Source organism: Mycetocola zhujimingii (assembly GCF_003065425.1).
GTDB lineage: Bacteria > Actinomycetota > Actinomycetes > Actinomycetales > Microbacteriaceae > Mycetocola_A > Mycetocola_A zhujimingii.
The window spans coordinates 397482-417281 of the sequence record NZ_CP026949.1 but is presented as its reverse complement, the minus strand read 5'-3'; the positions used below and the strand labels follow the sequence as shown (position 1 = coordinate 417281).

The 19800-nt window shown below is 66.3% G+C and carries 14 protein-coding genes and 2 tRNA genes; 5 read left to right on the top strand and 11 right to left on the bottom strand.

Annotated elements, in window-relative coordinates; genetic code table 11:
• Positions 1-439 precede the first annotated feature (439 nt).
• The 5 genes from C3E77_RS02035 to C3E77_RS02015 form a co-directional block, all read right to left on the bottom strand.
• Entirely contained in the window at positions 440-1411 is a 972-nt protein-coding gene (locus C3E77_RS02035) for an NAD-dependent epimerase/dehydratase family protein (RefSeq protein WP_108390114.1), read from the bottom strand.
• The gene (locus C3E77_RS02030; RefSeq protein WP_108390113.1) at positions 1408-4080 is read right to left on the bottom strand and encodes an alpha/beta fold hydrolase; all 2673 of its coding nucleotides are present in this window, start codon (positions 4078-4080) and stop codon (positions 1408-1410) included. Before C3E77_RS02030 ends, C3E77_RS02035 begins: the two co-directional genes overlap by 4 nt.
• Positions 4077-5099 (bottom strand): 3-oxoacyl-ACP synthase III, encoded by a 1023-nt coding sequence (locus C3E77_RS02025; RefSeq protein WP_108390112.1) that lies wholly within the window; start codon positions 5097-5099, stop codon positions 4077-4079. Before C3E77_RS02025 ends, C3E77_RS02030 begins: the two co-directional genes overlap by 4 nt.
• A gap of 209 nt (positions 5100-5308) precedes the next feature.
• A tRNA-Met gene (locus tag C3E77_RS02020) sits at positions 5309-5382 on the bottom strand.
• A 35-nt stretch (positions 5383-5417) separates the two neighbouring features.
• Positions 5418-5489, bottom strand: a tRNA-Thr gene (locus C3E77_RS02015).
• A gap of 108 nt (positions 5490-5597) precedes the next feature.
• Here C3E77_RS02015 and C3E77_RS02010 point away from each other — a divergent pair.
• Both C3E77_RS02010 and C3E77_RS02005 read left to right on the top strand, forming a co-directional pair.
• Positions 5598-6917: a serine/threonine-protein kinase gene (locus tag C3E77_RS02010; protein WP_162924885.1), complete on the top strand. Its 1320-nt coding sequence runs from the start codon at positions 5598-5600 to the stop codon at positions 6915-6917.
• Positions 6914-7477 carry a hypothetical protein gene (locus C3E77_RS02005; protein WP_162924884.1) on the top strand — a complete coding sequence of 188 codons (564 nt, stop codon included), beginning with the start codon at positions 6914-6916 and terminating at the stop codon, positions 7475-7477. Before C3E77_RS02010 ends, C3E77_RS02005 begins: the two co-directional genes overlap by 4 nt.
• A 156-nt stretch (positions 7478-7633) precedes the next feature.
• Here the strand turns inward: C3E77_RS02005 and C3E77_RS02000 are convergent, their stop codons facing one another.
• The 4 genes from C3E77_RS02000 to C3E77_RS01985 all read right to left on the bottom strand — a co-directional run bounded on the left by C3E77_RS02000 (position 7634) and on the right by C3E77_RS01985 (position 13320).
• Positions 7634-9463 carry a glycoside hydrolase family 13 protein gene (locus C3E77_RS02000; RefSeq protein ID WP_108390109.1) on the bottom strand — a complete coding sequence of 610 codons (1830 nt, stop codon included), beginning with the start codon at positions 9461-9463 and terminating at the stop codon, positions 7634-7636.
• Complete coding sequence (locus tag C3E77_RS01995) at positions 9463-10392, bottom strand: sugar ABC transporter permease (protein WP_108390108.1); 930 nt, start codon at positions 10390-10392, stop codon at positions 9463-9465. Before C3E77_RS01995 ends, C3E77_RS02000 begins: the two co-directional genes overlap by 1 nt.
• Complete coding sequence (locus C3E77_RS01990) at positions 10392-12014, bottom strand: ABC transporter permease subunit (RefSeq protein ID WP_108390107.1); 1623 nt, start codon at positions 12012-12014, stop codon at positions 10392-10394. The genes C3E77_RS01995 and C3E77_RS01990 overlap by 1 nt, the downstream gene beginning before the upstream one ends.
• An 82-nt stretch (positions 12015-12096) precedes the next feature.
• Entirely contained in the window at positions 12097-13320 is a 1224-nt protein-coding gene (locus tag C3E77_RS01985) for a sugar ABC transporter substrate-binding protein (RefSeq protein WP_108392936.1), read from the bottom strand.
• A gap of 273 nt (positions 13321-13593) precedes the next feature.
• Between C3E77_RS01985 and C3E77_RS01980 the strand changes: the two genes are divergently transcribed.
• Both C3E77_RS01980 and C3E77_RS01975 read left to right on the top strand, forming a co-directional pair.
• Positions 13594-15297, top strand: a complete 1704-nt coding sequence (locus tag C3E77_RS01980; RefSeq protein ID WP_108390106.1) for a glycoside hydrolase family 13 protein — start codon at positions 13594-13596, stop codon at positions 15295-15297.
• Positions 15298-15442: 145 nt separating this feature from the next.
• Positions 15443-16303: an SDR family oxidoreductase gene (locus tag C3E77_RS01975; RefSeq protein WP_108392934.1), complete on the top strand. Its 861-nt coding sequence runs from the start codon at positions 15443-15445 to the stop codon at positions 16301-16303.
• On the opposite strand, the gene C3E77_RS01970 is transcribed toward C3E77_RS01975, so the two are convergent.
• Positions 16300-17655: an APC family permease gene (locus C3E77_RS01970; RefSeq protein WP_108390105.1), complete on the bottom strand. Its 1356-nt coding sequence runs from the start codon at positions 17653-17655 to the stop codon at positions 16300-16302. The genes C3E77_RS01975 and C3E77_RS01970 overlap by 4 nt on opposite strands.
• Positions 17656-17843: 188 nt before the next feature.
• Here C3E77_RS01970 and rfbB point away from each other — a divergent pair, with 188 nt between their 5' ends.
• Positions 17844-18842 carry a dTDP-glucose 4,6-dehydratase gene (rfbB, locus tag C3E77_RS01965; RefSeq protein WP_108390104.1) on the top strand — a complete coding sequence of 333 codons (999 nt, stop codon included), beginning with the start codon at positions 17844-17846 and terminating at the stop codon, positions 18840-18842.
• Positions 18843-18903: 61 nt separating this feature from the next.
• Here the strand turns inward: rfbB and C3E77_RS01960 are convergent, their stop codons facing one another.
• Entirely contained in the window at positions 18904-19719 is an 816-nt protein-coding gene (locus tag C3E77_RS01960) for an inositol monophosphatase family protein (RefSeq protein ID WP_108390103.1), read from the bottom strand.
• Positions 19720-19800 lie beyond the last annotated feature (81 nt).

The following is a 19800-nucleotide window of genomic DNA, read 5'->3' as shown; positions in this document are numbered from 1 at the left end:
GGTATCCCCTGCTCGGACAGAAAGGGTCGCCTTTCGTGCGCAAACGCAGCCGTTTGTGGCCGAGCGCGGGCTCGTTCAGCCATTTGTGGCCGCGCGCGGGTTCGTTCAGCCGTTTGTGGCCGCGCAGGATGCCGCGCAACCATTTGCGCCCGCCCACGCGCCCCGCCACCTTTGCTCAGCCATAAACGGGCGTTCACCCCGCAGGCATCCCCTGCTCGGACAGAAAGGGTCGCCTTTCGTGCGCAAACGCAGCCGTTTGTGGCCGCGCGCGGGCTCATTGAGCCATTTTGTGACCGAGCGCGGGTTCGTTGAGCCATTTGTGACCGCGCGCGGGTTCGTTCAGCAGTTTGTGACCGAGCGCGGATTGGTGCAGCCGTTTGTGACCGAGCACGGGATGCCGCGCAGCCTTTTGCGGCCGCGCGAGGGAGCGCGGGGTGCGTCAGGAGGTGCGGTACGAGTCCGCCAGGCGACGGAAGCCCTCGTCGAGCGACACGGCGGGGGTCCACTCGAGGTCGGCGCGCGTCCGGCGCTGGTCGAACCAGTGCGCCGTCGACAGCTGCTCGGCCAGGAACCGCGTCATCGGCGGCTCGTCAACGCCGGGCTTGATGCGCCACGCCCGCTCGATGAGCGAACCGGCACCGCGGGCCAGCCCCGCTGGCACACTCCAGCGTGGTGCCGCGACCCCGGCAGCACCACAAATACCGGCGAGCAGCTCGGCCACCGGCCGCGGTTCGCCATTGGTCAGCACGTACGAGTTGCCGTGGACGGCATCGACCCGCTCGAGCGCGGCTGCGATGCCCGACGCCGCGTTGTCGATGTAGATCGTGTCGATGAGCGCCGCACCCGAATCGAGCAGCGGCAGCCGCCCGGCTCGAGCGCGCTCGACGACCCGCGCGACGAGCTGCGTGTCACCGGGACCCCAGACGAGGTGCGGCCGAACGGCAACGACCCGAAGCTCGGGCGAGTCAGCGGCAAGCGCGATCAGCTCGGCCTCGGCCTTGGTCCGCGCGTAGTCGCCGCGAACATGCTCCGGGTCGGCGGGCAACGCGTCATCGCCCACGATCGACGTCCCGGCGTGCGCCACGGACGGCGACGACACGAACACGAACTTCCCGATCCCCGACGCGGATGCCGCGGCCAGCAGGTTGCGAGTCCCGCCGACGTTGATGCGGTCGAAATCGGCCGGGTCACCGGCGAGTGACACCTTCGCGGCGAGGTGCACGATCGCGTCCTGGTCCGCGACCGCGCGAGCGACAGCATCCGTTTCGGTGACCGAACCGAGCACGTCGGTGACGCCATCGACGCCGGATGGACGCCTCTGGAAGGTCGTCACTTCGTGACCGGCCGAGCGGATCTCGGCGGCGACAGCACGCCCGAGCAACCCGCTCGCACCGGTGACGAGGACTCTCACGGGTGGGTCATCCGCCCGCCGGCGAGGATGTCGCCAGCCCAGTCGGACAGCGCCGAACGGTTGATCTTGGAATTGTGACGGATGTCGGTTGGCAACCGCGGAACCACGAGGGCAGCCGCGATCGGAACGTCGACCATGCCGCGGATCGCAGTGGCAAGCTCGGGCGTCGCGAGCGACACACTCCGAGCCGGTGGCACGGTTTCGACGACAGCGACGACCTGGCGGTTTCCGTCAGGGCCGACCCCGACGACACCGGCGCGAGCGATCTCGTGCAGCCGCTCGATGGCCTGTTCGGGTCCGACCGGCGTGAGCACACCGTTCGCTGTCGCGATCACGTGCGGCATCCGCCCCTCGACCCAGAGCCGTCCGGCCGAGTCAAGGTGGCCGACGTCGCCGGTGCGGTGCCAGCGTTCTCCCGGCACTCCCCCGCGGCGGCTGGCCCGGTGGGTCAGCCAGAGCCGGTCGTAGTGGTCTTCGACGTGCGGCGCGGAGACGATGATCTCGCCGGTGACGTTGGGCTCGTCGGTGAGTTCTTCGGTGGAGCGGCCGGTCTCGTCGAGCGGCGCGATGCGCACACGCGTGACCCCCGTCGGCGTACCGACGCAGACGCCGCCAGCACCGGCTTCAGCCGCAGCCTCACGGATGCCGTCGAGCGTGATGTCCGTCATCAGCAGACCCTCGGTCATGCCGTAGGGGGTATGCGCCGTCGCGTTGGGCATGAGCGCCGAGATCGCGGCGAGCAGCGGCTCTGAGACCGGAGCACCGGCTGAGAGGAACCGCTCAACGCCAGCGAGGGCCTCGCCGTCGGCATCCGTCAGCTCGCCGGCGGTCGCGACAACATTCGCGACGGCGGCCGGTGAGAGGAACACGACTGTGGCATTGACCGCGGCGACCGCTGCGGCGACGGCGGTCGCGGTGAGGGTCTTGGGAGAGGTCACGTCCATGTCGGGCGTGACCGACCGGGCGCCGAGCGCCGGGCCGAGCAGCGCGAACGGTGCAAAGCCGGCGACGAGTCCGGTTCCGACCCCGACTCCGTACTGGGCGGCGAGCGCGTCACGCACAGCGGACAGCTGGGCGTGGGTGTAGACGACGCCCTTCGCCGGTCCGGTGGAGCCGGAGGTGAACAGCACGGCAGCGGTGTCGGTCGGCGCGGGAGGCTCAGGCATGATCTCGTCGGAACCGAGCGAGATCAGGTCAGACAGGGAGTACGAAATGTCGAGAGCCCGGCGCACCGGCGCAGGGAACGTCGCCGTTGAGATCTTCTGGCCAGGCCAGCCGAGCGCACGCGCCGCAGCAAGGCCGGTAGCCGCACCAATGATGTGGTCGGGGCACGCGCCGCGCACAGCACGGGTGAGTCCCTTGAGACCGAGCCCAGCGTCGGCGACGACGACAATCGCGCCGATCCGCAGGCACGCGTACAGCACGGCAACGAGGTCGGCGCTCGGCGGAATCAGCAGCGACACCCGGTCGCCCTTCTTCACACCGATCGCGGAAAGTCCAGCGGCGATCTGGCGGACCCGTCGCGACAGCAGCTTCCAGCTGACCACGCGCGGCTCATCGCCCGTGGGCGGCACCATGTCCACCACGACAGTGTCGTCACTGTCGCGCATTTCGTCGAGGTAGTGCCACAGCGGCTGACGGTCAACGTCGGCGGCGGCAGCCGTTGCGGCGGCAGAATCGGTACTCGCAGAACGGATGCCGTCGGCCAGCCAGGTCAGGACGGCACCGGCATAGTCCACATCTTCGGCAACCAGGTGTCCTGCACCCTCGAACCGGTGCACATCGGCGTGCGGCAACCGGTCGATGAGGTCGTCGAGGTACTTGTCGCTGAAGATCGGGTCGCGCGGGCCCCACAGCATGAGCGCGGGGACAGTGAGCTGAGCGACCCCCGAGGAGATGCGGGTGAGTTCAGCAAAGCTCTCGTGATCGGCGTCGACGGGGATGTCGGCGACGAAACCGCCGATGCCGACGCGTCGGGTCGCGTCGCTGTATGGCGCGCGGTAGCCGTCCTTGACGGCCTTCGGCAGCGCCGGGTGCGCAAGGGCGAGCGTCGTCTCGAGGAACGCGGGAGTCGCGACAGTGGCTTTGCCGAGCAGCGCGGGCTGGAGCGCGAGCCGCAGCGGCGCAGGAATCGGGTCGGCCTCCGGCTGGTGCACCGCCGTGTTGAGCAGCATCACACCGGCGAGCAGGTCGGGGTGGTCGACGGCCCAGCCGAGCGACACGACACCGCCCCAGTCGTGTCCGAGGGTGAACACAGGTCCGTCGAGTTCGAGCGCGTCGGTGAGCGCACCGAGGTCGCGAACGCGCTGCGCGAGCGGTCGACGCTCACCGGTGCGCTCAGAGAACCCCATGTCCAGCTGGTCCACAGCGATAACACGCCACGCCTCGCCACCGTTCGCGGCAGCATCCGTCGCCTTCGACACCAGACGGCGCCAGAGGTACGACCAGGTCGGGTTGCCGTGCACGCAGAGAATGGTGCCCACGGGTGTTACACCGAGTTCGGCGAGGCGGTCGGCGTTGTCGAGAACGTGCCAGTCGCGCGAAACGGATGCCGCAGCATCCGTCGCCGTCACAATCCGGGAGAAGGCGGGGTCAAGCCCGTCGAGGCCAAGCGGAGGAAGGGTCGCGGGTGAGCGCAGCTCAGCCGCGCGCGGCAGCCGGGGACTCACCAGGCGAGTTCCATCATCGCCGTGTTGAGGCCGGAACCAACGCCCATGAGCAGAACGCGGTCGCCGCTCTTGAGGCTGTCGGCCTGCGAAGCGAGGGTGATGGGGATCGACGCGGGACCGACGTTGCCGAGGGTCGGGTACGTCAGCGGCACCCGAGTGCGATCGATACCGATCGCCTTGACGATGGCGTTGGTGTGCACGTCGGACACCTGGTGCATGATGTAGCGGTCCATCGAGGCCCAGCTCCAGTCGGTGCGGGCTTCTTTCCAGGCAGAGGTGACGAGCTGCATGCCGCCCTTGAGCAGTGCCTTGGCGTCGGTGAACATGCCGTCGACGCTGCCGACGCAGAGTTCGTTGAACTGGGTGGCCGCACGAGTGACGCCACCGAGAATGCGGTGGCCGTTCGGGTTGTCGTCGGCACGACCGAGAACAGCGGCGGCGGCACCCGACCCGAGGGTGAGGCTCGCGAACTCGCTCATGAAGTCTGTGCGGCTGATGTCGGGGCGGTGAAGCCGCTCGATGGTGTTGTGCTGGATCTCGTCGGCATCTTCGCCGTCGATGATCACCGCGTATTCGATCTGACCGGCGTCGATGAGCTGCGACGCCAGGGTCATACCGTTCACGAAACCGAGGCACGCGTTGGCAATGTCGAAGTTGATCGCCGACGACGGCAGGCCGAGGCCGTGGTGCATCTTGACCGCGACGGACGGTTCGAGGTGCTTGCGGGTCACGGAGGTGTTGATAAGAAGGCCGACCTTGTCGGGGGTGATACCGGCGGATGCCATGGCGGGGTTGCCCGCATCGACCGCTGCGGTGTCGAAGGTGACACCTTCTTCCCAGTTGCGGCGTTCGTGAACACCGGCGACGCGCTGCAGCAGGCGCTGCGGCAGTCGCAGGCGCTTGAGCACGGGTTTCAGGCGGGCGTCGATCTCCTCCGACGTCGTGACGCGAGAGGCGAGTGTGGACGAAACAGACAGCAACGAGACGTTGCGATGTGTGGTCGTTGCATTGCCGGCCAAAAAAGACTCCCTCTCGACCTCGGCGACGCCGAGTACCCATCGATTTTACGTTGCCGCGGGCTGAACGTTTACCGGGGTTGCACTCCGTCGCCTTTGCATGCATGGTGCGACGGCCGGGATGACGGAAACAGGCCCCCGGATACGGAGAAACCCCAAGGTGGCGAGACCTTGGGGTTCAGTGGGAAGAGGCCTTGAGGGGCCTTTCCCCGTAGCAGGAGCGGGATTCGAACCCGCGACCTCACGATTATGAGTCGTGCGCTCTCACCAACTGAGCTACCCTGCCGCGAAACTTCGCCCGGGCTTACCGAGAAAGTAACGAGCCCCGAGTCGGGTTTGAACCGACGACCTCTTCCTTACCAAGGAAGTGCTCTACCACTGAGCTACCGGAGCGTGGCCATACGAAATGGCACCAGTAGAGACTAGCATCCATCGCGGGGTGCTTCGAACCATATCCGGTGCTTGTGCTGCCAACGTAGCATGGGCAGGAGGGAAGGACCCATGACCGAGATCTCACACGCACGCCCGCTCGACCTGACGCTGTCGGGGCGATACCGCCTGCTCGCACTCATCGGCGCCGGCGGCATGGCCTCGGTGTACCGTGCCCGCGACGAGTCGCTGCAGCGTGACGTCGCCGTCAAACTTTTCTCGCCGGCATCCGCGTCGCCCGGTGACTTCCGTCGGCAGCAGGGCGAGATCTCACTGCTCGCGAGCCTGGCCCACCCCGGCCTCGTCACGCTGCTCGACGCCGGAACCGATGAGAGCGACCCCCTGCATCCGCGCTCCTACCTCGTGATGGAACTCATCCGAGGGTCCGACCTCCGTGAGGGGCTCGCTGCTGGGGCGCTCAGCGCCGACGACACCCGGCACATCGGTGCCGACCTCGCCGACGCCCTGAACTACATTCACGACCGCGGCGTTGTGCACCGCGACGTGAAACCGGCGAACATCCTGCTCGCCCACACGGCGGGCAACGACACCCGTCCGCACCCGAAACTCAGCGACTTCGGCATCGCCCGGCTGGTGGATGGCACTCGCATCACGGCGACGCACTTCACCGTCGGCTCCGCGGGGTATCTCAGCCCGGAACAGGCCCGCGGAGAAGACGTCGGACCGGCGAGCGACGTGTACTCCCTCGGCCTGGTGCTTCTCGAGTGCGCGACCGGCCGTCGCGCATTCTCCGGGTCAGGGCAGCACGCGGCGCTCGCTCCGCTGACGCGAGACCCCGTGCTGCCGGATGATCTCGACCCGCTGCTCGCCGAGACTCTCGCCGCCATGACCGCGCGGCTGCCCGCCAACCGACCGAGCGCCCACGAGGTCGCACTCGCACTTCGCGGCATCCAGCGACTCGGCGCTTATCGGTCGGCGGCAGACCCCGACGAGGCGACCGCGGCGATGACCGTCGGCGACACCGGCTCCCCCACCGTGCTGCTTCCCGAAGCATCGGGACCCGGAACGGCATCGACGGCGCTTCTCACGCCCGGCACGTCTCGTGAGTTCGCGACGGATGCCGTGACCGTTGCGTCCGCGACTGCGGCGTCGGCGTCGGCACCCGCAACGTCTGCGCGCACAGTGTCTGCGCACGCAGCGTCTGCGCCCGCGACGTCGGGGTCCGCGACGACGGAGTCCACACGGCCGCGCCACCGCATGGGGTTGACGCCGACGCTCGTGGCAGCGGCAGCTGCCGTGGTGATAGCGGTCGCCGTCGCGCTTGGGGTCGCCCTGGGCGGTACTACTGAGCCAGCGTCCGTCGACTACCCCGCGGTGCCCGGCGAGATCGGCGAGCACCTTGATGAACTCCAGAAGAGCGTGACACCATGAGCACCCGTTTCACTGCCCGCCCCCGCTCCCGTGTGGCGCCGCTCATGCTCGCGTCAGCGCTGGGTGTCGTCGCTCTGACGGGGTGCCAGTCGAGCGCACCCGACCTCGACGCTGACGCCGCGACGCGGTTCCAGGCGACAGTGCTCACCGTCACGCAGGCCGTGGCCGACGGCGAACTGCAGCTCGCGCGTGACACGCTCACGACGTTCGACACTGAACTCGAGGAGGCAGCCGCAGACGGCTCCGTCTCGTTCGCTCGGCACAAGCGCATCGACGCGGCACTGGCCGCGGTGCTCGCCGATGTCGACGCCGCACTGGCTGCACAGGCCCCGGCGCCCGTCGAACCGGAGCCGCAACCGACAACGACCGTCACGCCCGTGAGCCCAACGACTCCGGTCCCCGACGAGGAAAACGAAGACGAGCCGGATGAGTCCGAGCCGGACGAGTCGGAACCCGACGGGCCCGGCAACGGCAACGGGAACGGGAACAACGAGAAGGAACCCAAGGCGCCCAAAGAACCCAAGGAGCCGAAAGCCCCGAAAGCCAAGCCGGGCGAGTAGGTCCCCTCGCCGAGTTGCACAGCGAGTAGGTCCCCTCGCCGGGCCACACCGCGAGTAGCTCCCTCATCGAGCGCTGCAGTATCCATGCCCGCGCTGCAGATTCTTCTGCAGCGCGGGCATGGATGTGCAGCGGTGGGCGCGAGCGGGTCGGGCTCTCTACAGCGCGACGCCCGCCAGCTGCCACACTGCGAAAGCCGGGCCGTCGCCGGACAGGCGGATGCCATCCTCATCGGTGGACAACGCCGCAGAGCCGAACAGGCGGGTAGCTGATTGCACGCCGCCGACGGCATCCGCGTGCAGGCGCACATCGAAGTCCGCGCGCGCCGCAACCATGAGGATGGTCTCGAACTCGTCTTCGCGGGCGTAGACGAGCACGTCGTCACCGACGTGTAACCACCGCATACCGCCGCCGTTGAGCGACGAGTGCGTGCGGCGCAGGCCGATGAGCGTCGCGTACAGGTCGATCCGCTCACCGGCTTCGTCGGCACGCTCCCACGGCATCGGTGTGCGCGAGTGCTCGCCGTCGATACCGGTGAGCCCGAACTCGTCACCGGCGAAGACGACCGGGATACCCGGCAACGTCATCGACATGCCGAGCGCGACCGGGATCACTCCCGGCAGTGCGTGCGTCGCGAACCGCGGTGTGTCGTGGGTGTCGAGCGCGTTCATGGTGGCGAGACGCGTCTGCCACGGGAAGCCGGCGGAGAACTGCCGGTGCGCGCGGTAGAACTGCTGCCCGGTGTACGTCGGCATGGTCGACATGTTCATCCCGAGGCCACCACCCGCCGGTGTTCCCGGTTCACTGAGCCAGCCCCAGAGAGGCCGGGTGAAGTTGGCGTAGGTCATCGCGCCGTGCCAGCCGTCGCCCTGGAAATCGATCGAGGCGTCGTTGGTCGACTCGGCGACGAGGAGGGTGTCCGGGTTCACGTCGATCATGGTGCGCCGAATCGTGCGGCGCACATCGGCGTTGAGGTCCTGGTCCGCCAGGCGGCCGGTCATGTTGGCGACGTCGATGCGCCAGCCGTCGAGCGCGAACGGGGGCTTCAGCCACTTCGCGACGATCGAGTCATCGCCCTCGATGAACCGGCGGCGCAGTTCGGGCGAGTTCCAGTTGAGCTTCGGCAGGCTCGGGACTCCCAGCCACGACGCGTACGTCTCCTGCTCGTCGTCGAGCCAGTGATAGAAGTCACTTTCGATGGCTTCCGGATGCCGGTGGGCAGCGACGAACCAGTCGTGGGCGTCACCGGAATGGTTGCTGGTGAGGTCGCCGAGGACACGGAGCCCGCGGGCGTGCGCGGCCTCGACGAGTCGTACGAGCGCTTCATCGCCGCCGAGCAGCGGATCGACGGCGTCGAAGTTGGACGCGTCATACCGGTGATTCGACCGGCCGGCGAAGATCGGGGTGAGGTACAGGGCGCTGACGCCGAGCTTCTCGAGGTGGTCGAGGTGCAGGGTGATGCCGTCGAGGTCTCCCCCGAAGAACTGCTGAGACCGAGCGGGCTGCTCGAGCTCAACCTCGTCGTCCCACTCCGCGGGGATCGCCCAGTCCGGAGCTTCGCGCTGGCTGGCTGCCGCACTCCGCGCGAACCGGTCTGGAAGGATCTGGTACAGCACGGTGCCCGATGCCCACCGGGGCGGGGCAGGGTGGCTCGTGAGTTTGAAATCCTCGCTGTCGAGCGTCTCGGTGTCGAAGACACCGCGGGCGTTGATCCAGAGATCATGCCCGTCGCCCGTCCGCACGACCCACCGGTACCCGTGCACCGGATTCTCGATGAGGATCTCCGCCTGCCACCAGTCCCAGCCCGCCGCTGTGCTCAGCAGGGTGGCTTCAGAGAAGCGCGGCTCGCGATCCGGGTTCGACCGCACCCGGACCGCGCGGGGCTCGCCGAGCGTGTGCGGCACGCGCAGCCGCACCTGCACCCACTCGCCGAGCGCCGGCGACTGGTTGGAGACGTAGAGCGGGGACCCGTCGTGGTGCGGTTCCATTACTTGACGGCGCCGGCGGTGAGGCCGGAGACGATGTACTTCTGCAGGTACAGGAACAGTGCCATCACCGGGATCGCCGCGAGCACGGCACCGGCGGCGAAGACGCCCCAGTTGCTCGAGAACTCCTGCGACACGAACTGGTAGAGACCGACGGCGAGCGTCTGCCGCTCGGGGCTCACCAGCACAACGCTCGCGATCACGAAGTCGCTCGTGGTTGCGATGAAGCTCAGCAACCCGACAACGGCGAGGATCGGCGCGACAAGGCGCAGGATGATGGTGAAGAAGATCCGCGCGTGACCGGCGCCGTCAAGCTTCGCCGCTTCGTCGAGCGACGACGGCACCGTGTTGAAGAACCCGTACATCAGGTACGTGTTCACGCCGAGCGCTCCGCCGAGGTACACGAGGATCAGTGCGATCTGATTGTCCAGGCCGAGGATCGGGAAGATGTCGCCGAGCGTCGTGAGCAGGAGGAAGATCGCGACCACCGCGAGCAGCTGCGGGAAGATCTGCACGATCAGCAGCGACATCAGTCCGAACCGGCGGCCGACGAATCGCATCCGGCTGAAGCAGTATGCGGCGAGCGCGCCCAGGAAGACGGTTCCGATCGCTGTGGTCAGGCCGATGACGAGGGTGTTCACGAACCACGCGGCGTACGGCTGCTCGGGGGTGTTGAACAGGTCGACGTAGTTGTCGAGGCCGAAGGCGGAGAAGAGGCCGTTTGACTGCAGCAGCGTGCCGTTCGGGTTGAACGATGCACTCAGGACGTACAGCAGCGGGAAGACCGAGAAGACGACCATCACGATGCCGACGAGGTGCCGCCAGCCGGTTGCCGCGAACCAGCGGCTGAACTTGAATGGCCGCTTGGTTGGGATCGAGCGCGGCTCGGTCGGGGTGCCTGTCGCGGCGACCGTTGGAGTGGTGAGAGACATTAGTTCAAGTCCTCCAGTGCCTTTGTCTGCCGGAAGCTCACGATGGCGATGATCGCCACGATCACGAAGATGATGATCGAGAATGCGCTCGCGAGCCCGTAGTCACGGTTGGCCCCGACGAACGCGACCTTGTAAACCATCGAGATGAGGATGTCGGACCCGCCGACGTTGATGCTCGCCGACGCGTCACGCGGACCGCCGTTGGTGAGCATGTAGATGAGGTTGAAGTTGTTGAAGTTGAACGCGAACGACGAGATCAGCAACGGGGCAACCGAGACGAGGAGCAGCGGGAACTTGATGCGGCGGAACACCTGCCACGGGCTCGCGCCGTCCATCTTCGCCGCTTCCTGCAGTTCGTCGGGGATCGACTGGAGCGCCCCGGTGCAGACGAGGAACATATACGGGAAGCCGAGCCAGAGGTTGACGAACAGGATGCTGAACTTCGCCAGCCACTCATTGGTCAGCCAGGGGATCTCTGCCCCGCCAAGGAGCGCGAGGTTGACGAACCCGAAGTCCTTGTTGAGCATGCCGGCCCAGACGAGCGCCCCGAGGAACCCGGGGAACGCGTACGGCAGGATCATGAGCACGCGGTAGAACTTCCTGCCGCGCATCCGCATGTCGTTGAAGACGACAGCGAGGAACAGTCCGAGCATGAACGTCGTCGCGACGCTGAGTATTGCAAAGAGGAAGGTCCACGTCGTGACGGCGATGAGCGGTCCGCGGATGCTCTGGTCGGTGAAGGCCGTGAGGTAGTTCTCCGCCCCGATCACGACACTCCAGCCCGGCAGCAGTTCTTCGCCGTCCTCCGAGGTGAACGCGCCGTTGCCGGTGTCCGAGTAGACGACACCGGTCTCGGTGTTCGTCATGGTGTCAGCGGCCTCGTCGTAGGCAAGTGTGGAGAGGTAGAGGTACGCGCTCGATCCGTCCGGGGTTCGGAGAGCACCATCGTTGGGGTCGTCCGAGATCTGCACGGTCATGGCCGCGATCGCGTCCTGGTTGGTGACGATGTCCGTGAAGTTGAGGCTGGTGTAGCCCGGCAGGCTCACGGCCTTGTCGCCGGACATTTCGGCGTCGGACACCTCGGTCAGCGGGGTCTCCGTGTTTCCGATCAGCACGTCACCGTCGGGGTCCGTCACGAGGAAGCTGAACGCACCCAGCTGCTCGACGACGGTGAGGCCGTAGGTCGGAGAGTCCGGTACGCGGTACTGGGCCGACTGGATCAGCGAGCTGACGGCATCCTCTTTGGTGCTGTTGTGCCCGGTGCCGTAGTTGGTGAAGGAGATGTACGCGGTGTAGCCGACGACGAAGATCTGGAAGATCAGGAGGAAGACGAGGCCCGGGGCCAGGTACTTCAGCGGGAGCAGACCACGCTTGAAGTAGATGACGTTGATTGCAATGGTGACCAGCAGGACGACCGCAAAGATCACCCAGTCCTGGCGGAGGAAGAGCACGAAGAGGCCGTAGACGGCGATCGCGTCAACGACGGCCAGCATGCCGATCTTGATGAGGAGAGCCGTTATCGACCCGGACGCGTGGTCAGCGATCCGGGCGGCACGTTTCTGCCGCTTCGACTCGGCGACCTGCGGGGTGGTCTCGGGGGATTTCTCGGTACTCGTCTGCATGGTCGCCTCAGTTGATGTGTGCGTGACGGAGAAAGGATGCCGGGCGGCGAGCTGTCGCCCGCCTCCCGGCATCCTGTCGTCGTTATCCTGCGATCGCAGCCTGGATGTCTGCGGTCATCTTGGTCCACAGCTCGGTGGGGTCGCCCTCACCATCGATGATGGCTGCCTGGGTGACGCCCCAGAACTGCCAGACCTTGCCCATCTGCGGGATGGTCGGCTGCGGGACGCCGTTGACGCCCACCTCACCGAATGCGGCGACGATGGGGTCGCTTGCTGCGGCCTCGAACGAGGCGGTGAGGGCCGGCGGACGCTGGCCCTTCTCGAAGAGAGCGGTCTGAACGTCTTCGGTGGCGATGAAGTTCGTGAGGAACTCGTTGGCCGCGAGGGTGTTCTTGCTCTTCGCCGAGACGAAGAAGGCCTGAACGCCGACGAAGGGCTGCGCCGGCTGTCCGCCAGCGGACGGGATCGGGTCAACGGCAACGTCGATGCCGGCTTCCTGAGCGCCGCCGACGTTCCACGGACCGGTCAGGAAGTACGGGCTCGCACCGGCGTTGAACTTCTCCTGCGCGATGTCGCTCGTGAGCGAGGTGCTCAAGTTGCCCGCAGCGCCCTGCTCAGCGAGCCAGGTCGCGAACGCGGTGCCTGTGCCGATGGTCAGGTCGTCGGGGTTGTAGCTGCCGTCCGGGTTGGTGCCGAAGACAGGAGCACCGAACGAGGTCTGGAACGGGTACAGGTGGTACGGGTCGCTCTCTGCTCCGACCTGGACGATGAAGGGGAACTCGGTTCCGGCTGCCTTGCCCGTTGCGACCATGTCGTCGTATGAGGTCGGCGCGTTGGGTGCGAGTGCCGTGTTGCGCAGGAGGGCGAGGTTCTCGATCGCGTACGGCAGGCCGTAGGTCTTGCCCTCGTAGCTCGTCGCCTGGATCGCGACATCTTCGAATTCGGCGGCCTTGTCGCCGAGCTCGATCGGCTGAACGACACCGTTGGTGACGAAGTTGCCGAGCCAGTCGTGGGCGCCGATGGTGATGTCAGGACCCTTGCCAGACGGGACCTGGGCGATGAACTCGTCCTGGATCTTGGTGAAGTCCTTCTGGACCAGCTTGACCTTGACTCCGGATTCCTCGGTGAAGTCTGCGGCAGCCTCCTTGAGCACGGGCGCGCGGTCAGCGTCGACCCAAACGGTCAGTGTCGATTCTGAGTCGCTCTCTGCCTTGTCGCTTCCGCCGGCGGAGCAGCCCGCGAGTGACAGGGCGGCGACTGCCGCCAACGCGCCCGCCTTCAGGAACGAAGAGTTTTTCACCCTCATTGGTGTGCCTTTCATGATTACGTGTGTGAACGAGGCCTCTTTGCCCGTCATGGCCGCCGACTGAGCCGATCCAGTGTTCCGGTTCGGGACGTCATGAGCGCGAAAGGCCATTCTCTCGGTGCCGACAAGTGCTGTAAGCGTTTCCAGATATACCGGGTCGATGTACAAAACACAAGCGCATGCGCGCCCCTTTCGGGGACAGTTACTGATTCGTCACCTGAGGCTCCCCGTAAGCGCTTACAGAGCGCTGGAGGGATGCCATAGAGTAGCCGCATGAATACCCCCACCAGCCCGGAGTGGTGGCGCTCCGCCGTCATCTACCAGATCTACCCACGTTCCTTCGCGGACGCCAACGGCGACGGCATTGGCGACCTGCCCGGAATCACCTCTCGACTCGGTTCACTCTCTGACCTCGGCATCGACGCCATCTGGCTCTCCCCCTTCATGACGAGCCCCCAGAAGGACGCCGGCTACGACGTCGCGAACTACTGCGACGTCGACCCGCTCTTTGGAACCCTCGACGACTTCGACCGGATGACCGCGAAGGCGCACGAGAACGGCATCCGCGTCATTGTCGACCTGGTCCCCAACCACTCCTCCGACGCACACGAGTGGTTCCAGGCGGCCCTTGCTGCGGGCCCCGGATCGCCGGAACGCGCGCACTACATGTTCCGCGACGGCAAGGGCGAGAACGGCGAGCTCCCACCGAACAACTGGCAGAGCGTGTTCGGCGGGCCTGCCTGGACCCGCACCACGAACCCCGACGGCACCGCCGGGCAGTGGTACCTGCACCTCTTCGACTCGAGCCAGCCTGACTTCGACTGGACCAACGAAGACGTCCGAACCATGTTCCGCGATGTCCTGCGCTTCTGGCTCGACCGCGGCGTCGATGGATTCCGCGTCGACGTTGCCCACGGCATGATCAAGGCCGACGGCCTGCCCGACTACACCCCGCCAGCCGAAGGCGGCAGCATGGGCGGCACCACCCCGCTCGGACTCGAGCCGGGTATCGACGACTTCGAGGACATCGACGGTGGCGCTCCGTACTGGGGCCAGGAAGGTGTCCACGACATCTACCGCGACTGGCACCAGGTCCTCGAGGAGTACGAGGGTGACCGGGTGCTGTGCGCCGAGGCGTGGGTCGAGCCACTGGCCAATATGGCCAAGTGGGTCCGCCCCGACGAAATGCAGCAGGCATTCAACTTCCCATACCTCGAGACGCCGTGGGAGGCATCCGCACTGCGCGCCGTCATCGAGGAATCGCTCGAGGCATTCAGCAGCGTCGGCGCCCCGAGCACCTGGGTGCTCTCCAACCACGACGTGGTTCGCCACGCGTCACGCCTCGCGCTGACCGCCGAAAACCCGCAGGGTCACGGCATCGGCCCGAAGAGCCCCGGCCAGCCCGTCCGTGAGATCGGCCTCCAGCGGGCGCGTGCCGCAACCGCACTCATGCTCGCATTGCCCGGTGGCGCGTACATCTACCAGGGTGAGGAACTCGGGCTGCCCGAGGTCATCGACCTGCCGGATGACGCCCGTCAGGACCCGACATGGTTCCGCACGAACCGCGAACGATACGGCCGTGACGGATGCCGCGTGCCGATTCCGTGGGAAGCGGGCGCTCCGGCGTACGGCTTCAACTCCACCGGCGACGCCTGGCTGCCTCAGCCGGCCGACTGGGCGCCATACGCCCGTGACGCCCAGGTCGGTGTTGAAGGCTCGACGCTCGAGCTGTACCGCGAGGCGCTGCGCGTCCGTCGGGAGCAGTCACTCGGACTCGGCACCCTCGAGTGGATCGACGGCCTCGGCGACAACGTGATCGCGTTCACCAACGGCACGGTCACCGTTGTGGCGAACACCAGCACAACCGATGTCGCGCTGCCGGCGTCGCTCGCCGGAGCTGAGCTCATCCTCTCCAGCGGCGCGTTCGACGGTGCCACTCTCGCGGGTGACACGACGGTCTGGCTCCGCACACCGTAGTTGCTCTCCAGAAGGGGCGGATCGCGATCGCGATCCGCCCCTTCTGCATTCCTGCGAACGGATGCCGCCAATCGGGAAGCAGATCGCCTCACCGACGGTTCTCCTGAGGAGAGAGCACGAATCCGCCGTGCCGCGAAAGGGATACATGTCGATCGTCGTCACAGGAGCAACGGGTCCGCTCGGCCGGCTCATCATCGAACACCTGCTTGAGCGAGGCGCGCAGTCAGGCGAAATCATCGGCGCTGGTCGCTCAGAGGAGAAGCTCACCGAGCTGGAGTCAGCTCTCGGTGTCAGAACCGCCGTCATCGACTACTCGAAACCCGAGACGCTCGATACCGCTTTCGCCGGAGCCGACACTCTGATGTTCGTTTCCGGCAGCGAAGCCGGGCAGCGGATCGAACAGCACAGGAACGTCGTCGACGCCGCGATTCGCGCCGGCATATCGCGCATCGTCTACACGAGTGCGCCGCACGCCGACACCTCCACCCTCGCCCTCGCCCCTGAGCACAAGGCAACCGAGGAGATGATCCGTGCCAGCGGCATCCCCTTCACGTTCCTCCGCAACAACTGGTACACCGAGAACTATGTCGGCGCCTTCACGCAGGCGACGGCGTCAGGCACCTACCTCGCGAGCACGGGCGATGGCCGCGTGGCGAGCGCGTCGCGAACCGATTTCGCGGAGGCTGCAGCGGCCGTGCTCACCCAGGATGGGCATGACGGTGCCGTATACGAACTCTCGGGTGATGTCGCCTGGGACGGCAACCAGCTCGCCGCAGCCTTCAGCGAACTGGCCGGTCGAACAATCACCTTCACCTCGGTCACGCCCGAGGAACACGCCGCCGCCCTCCGGGCTGCGGGCCTCGACGAGGGAACCATCGGTTTTCTCGTCCGCCTCGACGGAGACATCCGAAACGGCGACCTCGCGGACACGTCAGGTGACCTCTCCCGCCTGATCGGACGGCCGACGACGCCGCTGGTCGAAGGGCTGCGTCTCGCGCTCGGCTAGGCCTGACGCGATGAGTTCTCGTTCGCGCGCTTCTTTCGCACAGCCCCGGCGACGAAGTGCAGAACGACGCCGCCCGCCAGAAGCAGGAGCCCGAAGAGCCAGACCTGGCCGCTCTGCTGGGTAAGCAGAAGGATGCAGGAGAGGACGCCGAGGACAGGAACGAAGGTCCACACCTTGAAGTGCTTGTGCTCGACCTTGTCACGGCGAAGCACGAGAACCGCGACGTTCGTCGAGATGAACACGAAGAGCAGCAGAAGCACGACGGTCTCGGCGAGCGTCGACACGTCACCGACGAGGGTGAGCGCCATCGCCACGAGGGTCGTCGCCACGATCGCCACCCACGGGGTCTTTCGTTTCGGCAGCACCTTGCCGAGGACGCTCGGCAGAAGTCCATGCTCCGCCATGCCGTAGGTGAGGCGGCTCGACATGATCATCGTGAGCAGCGCACCGTTGGCGACAGCGACGAGGGCGATGATGCTGAAGATCCACTCGGGGATTCCAACACCGCTCGCGGCGACGACCGCGAGGAGCGGGCCGGTCGACTCCGCGAGTTCGCTCGGGGGCAGCGCGATCGAGCTGGCGAGTCCGACGAGGATGTACACGACGCCGGCTGTGGCGAGCGACCCGAACAGCGCGAGCGGGTAGACCTTGCTCGGGTTCTTGATCTCCTCGGCAACGTTGGCGCTCGTTTCGAAGCCGACGAACGAGTAGTAGGCGATGATGGCTGCGCTCAGAGTCGCGACCGCTGGCACCGTGTCGGCCGGGAACTCACCGATGCGCGACACGTCTCCGCCGCCGTTCGCGAGCATGATGGCGACCACAACGACGACGATGACGAGACCACTCAACTCGATGATCGTCATGACGAAGTTGCTCCCCATGGACTCACGGATGCCGCGGGCGTTGAGGCATCCGACGAGCGCGAGGAAGACGATGGCTGCGGGAATCGCCGGCACGTCGAGGAAGGTGCCCAGGTACTCTCCGGCGAACGCGAGCGACAGTCCCGCTGCGCTGACCACGCCGGCTGCCAGCATGCTGAAACCGACGAGGAACGAGATGATCGGGCGTTTGAACGCCCGCTCGGCGAACACAGCGGCGCCGCCGGCCTTCGGGTACTTGGTGACCAGTTCCGCGTACGAGCCTGCGGTGAGCAGGGCAAGCAGCAGAGCGAGAATAAGCGGTGCCCACAGCGCTCCGCCGACCTCGGCCGACAGCACACCCATGAGGGCGTAGATCCCCGCGCCGAGCACGTCACCGAGAATGAACAGGAAGAGAAGAGGACCTGTGATACTCCGCTTGAGCTTTGACGCGGGGGCGGTGTCCGCCTGACCCGCCGGGGTAGTAGAGGTCATGAGCGTCTTTCTCGATGAATGCGATGCCCACTGTCGGCTCGTGGGTCGCTTGCGTCTGCAAGGGTAAGAGAGCGGATGCCGTCTGCCGAAATTTTCGGTGGGGCTTGCGCGCTGATAAATATCGTGCCACCGGAATCTGTGAGTCAGTCAAAAACGGCTCACAGCATCCGTCTGGGTAAACTGGCCGGGTGTCCAGACTTCTCGTAACCGGCGGCGCCGGATTCATCGGCTCGAACTTCGTCCACTATGTCCTCGCCAACACCGACCACACGGTGACGGTGCTCGACAAGCTCACCTACGCCGGCAACCTCGCCTCGCTCGACGGGCTTCCCGAGGATCGATTCACCTTTGTGAAGGGCGACATCCAGGATGCAGCGCTCGTGGACTCGCTCGTCGCTGAGACCGATGCGATCGTGCACTACGCGGCCGAGAGCCACAACGACAACTCGCTGAACGACCCGCGTCCGTTCCTCGACACCAACATCATCGGCACGTACACGTTGCTCGAGGCGGCGCGGAAGCACGATAAGCGCTTCCACCACATCTCCACCGATGAGGTTTACGGCGACCTCGAACTCGACGACCCGAACCGGTTCACCGAGAGCACCCCGTACAACCCGTCGAGCCCGTACTCGTCGACCAAGGCGGGGAGCGACCTTCTCGTTCGCGCCTGGGTCCGCTCGTTCGGTGTGAAGGCAACGATCTCGAACTGCTCCAACAACTACGGGCCGTACCAGCACGTCGAGAAGTTCATTCCCCGCCAGATCACCAATGTGCTCCGCGGCGAGCGACCCAAGCTCTACGGCTCCGGCGAGAACGTGCGCGACTGGATCCACGCCAACGACCACTCTTCAGCGGTGCTCACCATCCTCGACAAGGGTGAGATCGGTGAGACGTACCTCATCGGCGCCGACGGCGAGAAGAACAACAAAGAGGTCGTCGAGCTCATCCTCACGCAGCTCGGACAGCCCGCCGACGCGTACGACCACGTGATCGACCGTCCGGGCCACGACCTCCGTTACGCCATCGACTCCACGCGCCTGCGCACCGAGCTCGGCTGGACGCCGCAGTTCTCCGACTTCGAAGCCGGGCTCCGCGACACCATCGAGTGGTACCGCGACAACGAGGCATGGTGGGCGCCGCAGAAGGACGCCACCGAAGCTCGCTACAAGGAGCAGGGCCAGTAACCCACCAACGCACACAGGAAGCCGGGCCCTCGGGTCCGGCTTCCTGCGTTAAGCAAACAGGTCAGCCGAGAACGGATGCCTCCGCGCCCGCATCGATCAGCATCTCGTGCAGTGCGTCGAAGAGAACAGGATCGGCAGCGAGGGTGAAGTCACGGCTCGCCTCCGCGCCATGAAGTCCGCCGACGCGAGCGCCAGCCTCCTGGGCGATCAACGCACCTGCAGCGTGGTCCCACGGGTTGAGTCCGCGCTCGTAGTATGCGTCGAGCCGACCGCAGGCGACCGAGCACAGGTCAAGCGCCGCAGAACCCATGCGCCGGATGTCGCGGACCTGGCCGATCAGCTGCTGCACGATTCCGGCCTGCCAGATCCGACGCTCAGCGGTATAGCTGAAACCCGTTCCGACCATCGCGAGCGACGGGGCGACATCCGTGTTCGACCGGATCGTTTGCCCGTTGAGGGTTGCGCCAGCGCCGCGCGATGCACTGAACGTCTCCCCCGCGGCCGGGTTCACCACCGTGCCGGCGAGCGCGGTCCAGGAGTGCGGGTCGGGGTCGCCCTCGACGACGGCGATACTGACGGCATAGTTCGGGATGTCGTAGAGGTAGTTGACGGTACCGTCAATCGGGTCGACGACCCAGGTGACTCCGGTCGAGCTGCCCGTTGCCGCCGACTCTTCACCGTAGAAACCATCACCGGGGCGTGCGTCGGCGATCAGCGAACGGATGAGGTCCTCCGACTCGCGGTCGGCGAGAGTGACGACGTCTTCGGCCGACGACTTGGAGGCAGCGACCGTGACGCCCTCGCGACGGCGACGGTGGATGAGTTCACCGGCCTGGAGTGCGATTTCGGTGGCAAGATTCTGCAGCTCAACGCTCATCGGGACGTCCTCTCGGTTCACCGTCAACGCTAGCCCAGAAGCCAGCCCGGGCAATGTCGCAGAATCTGCGTCCTGAATTTG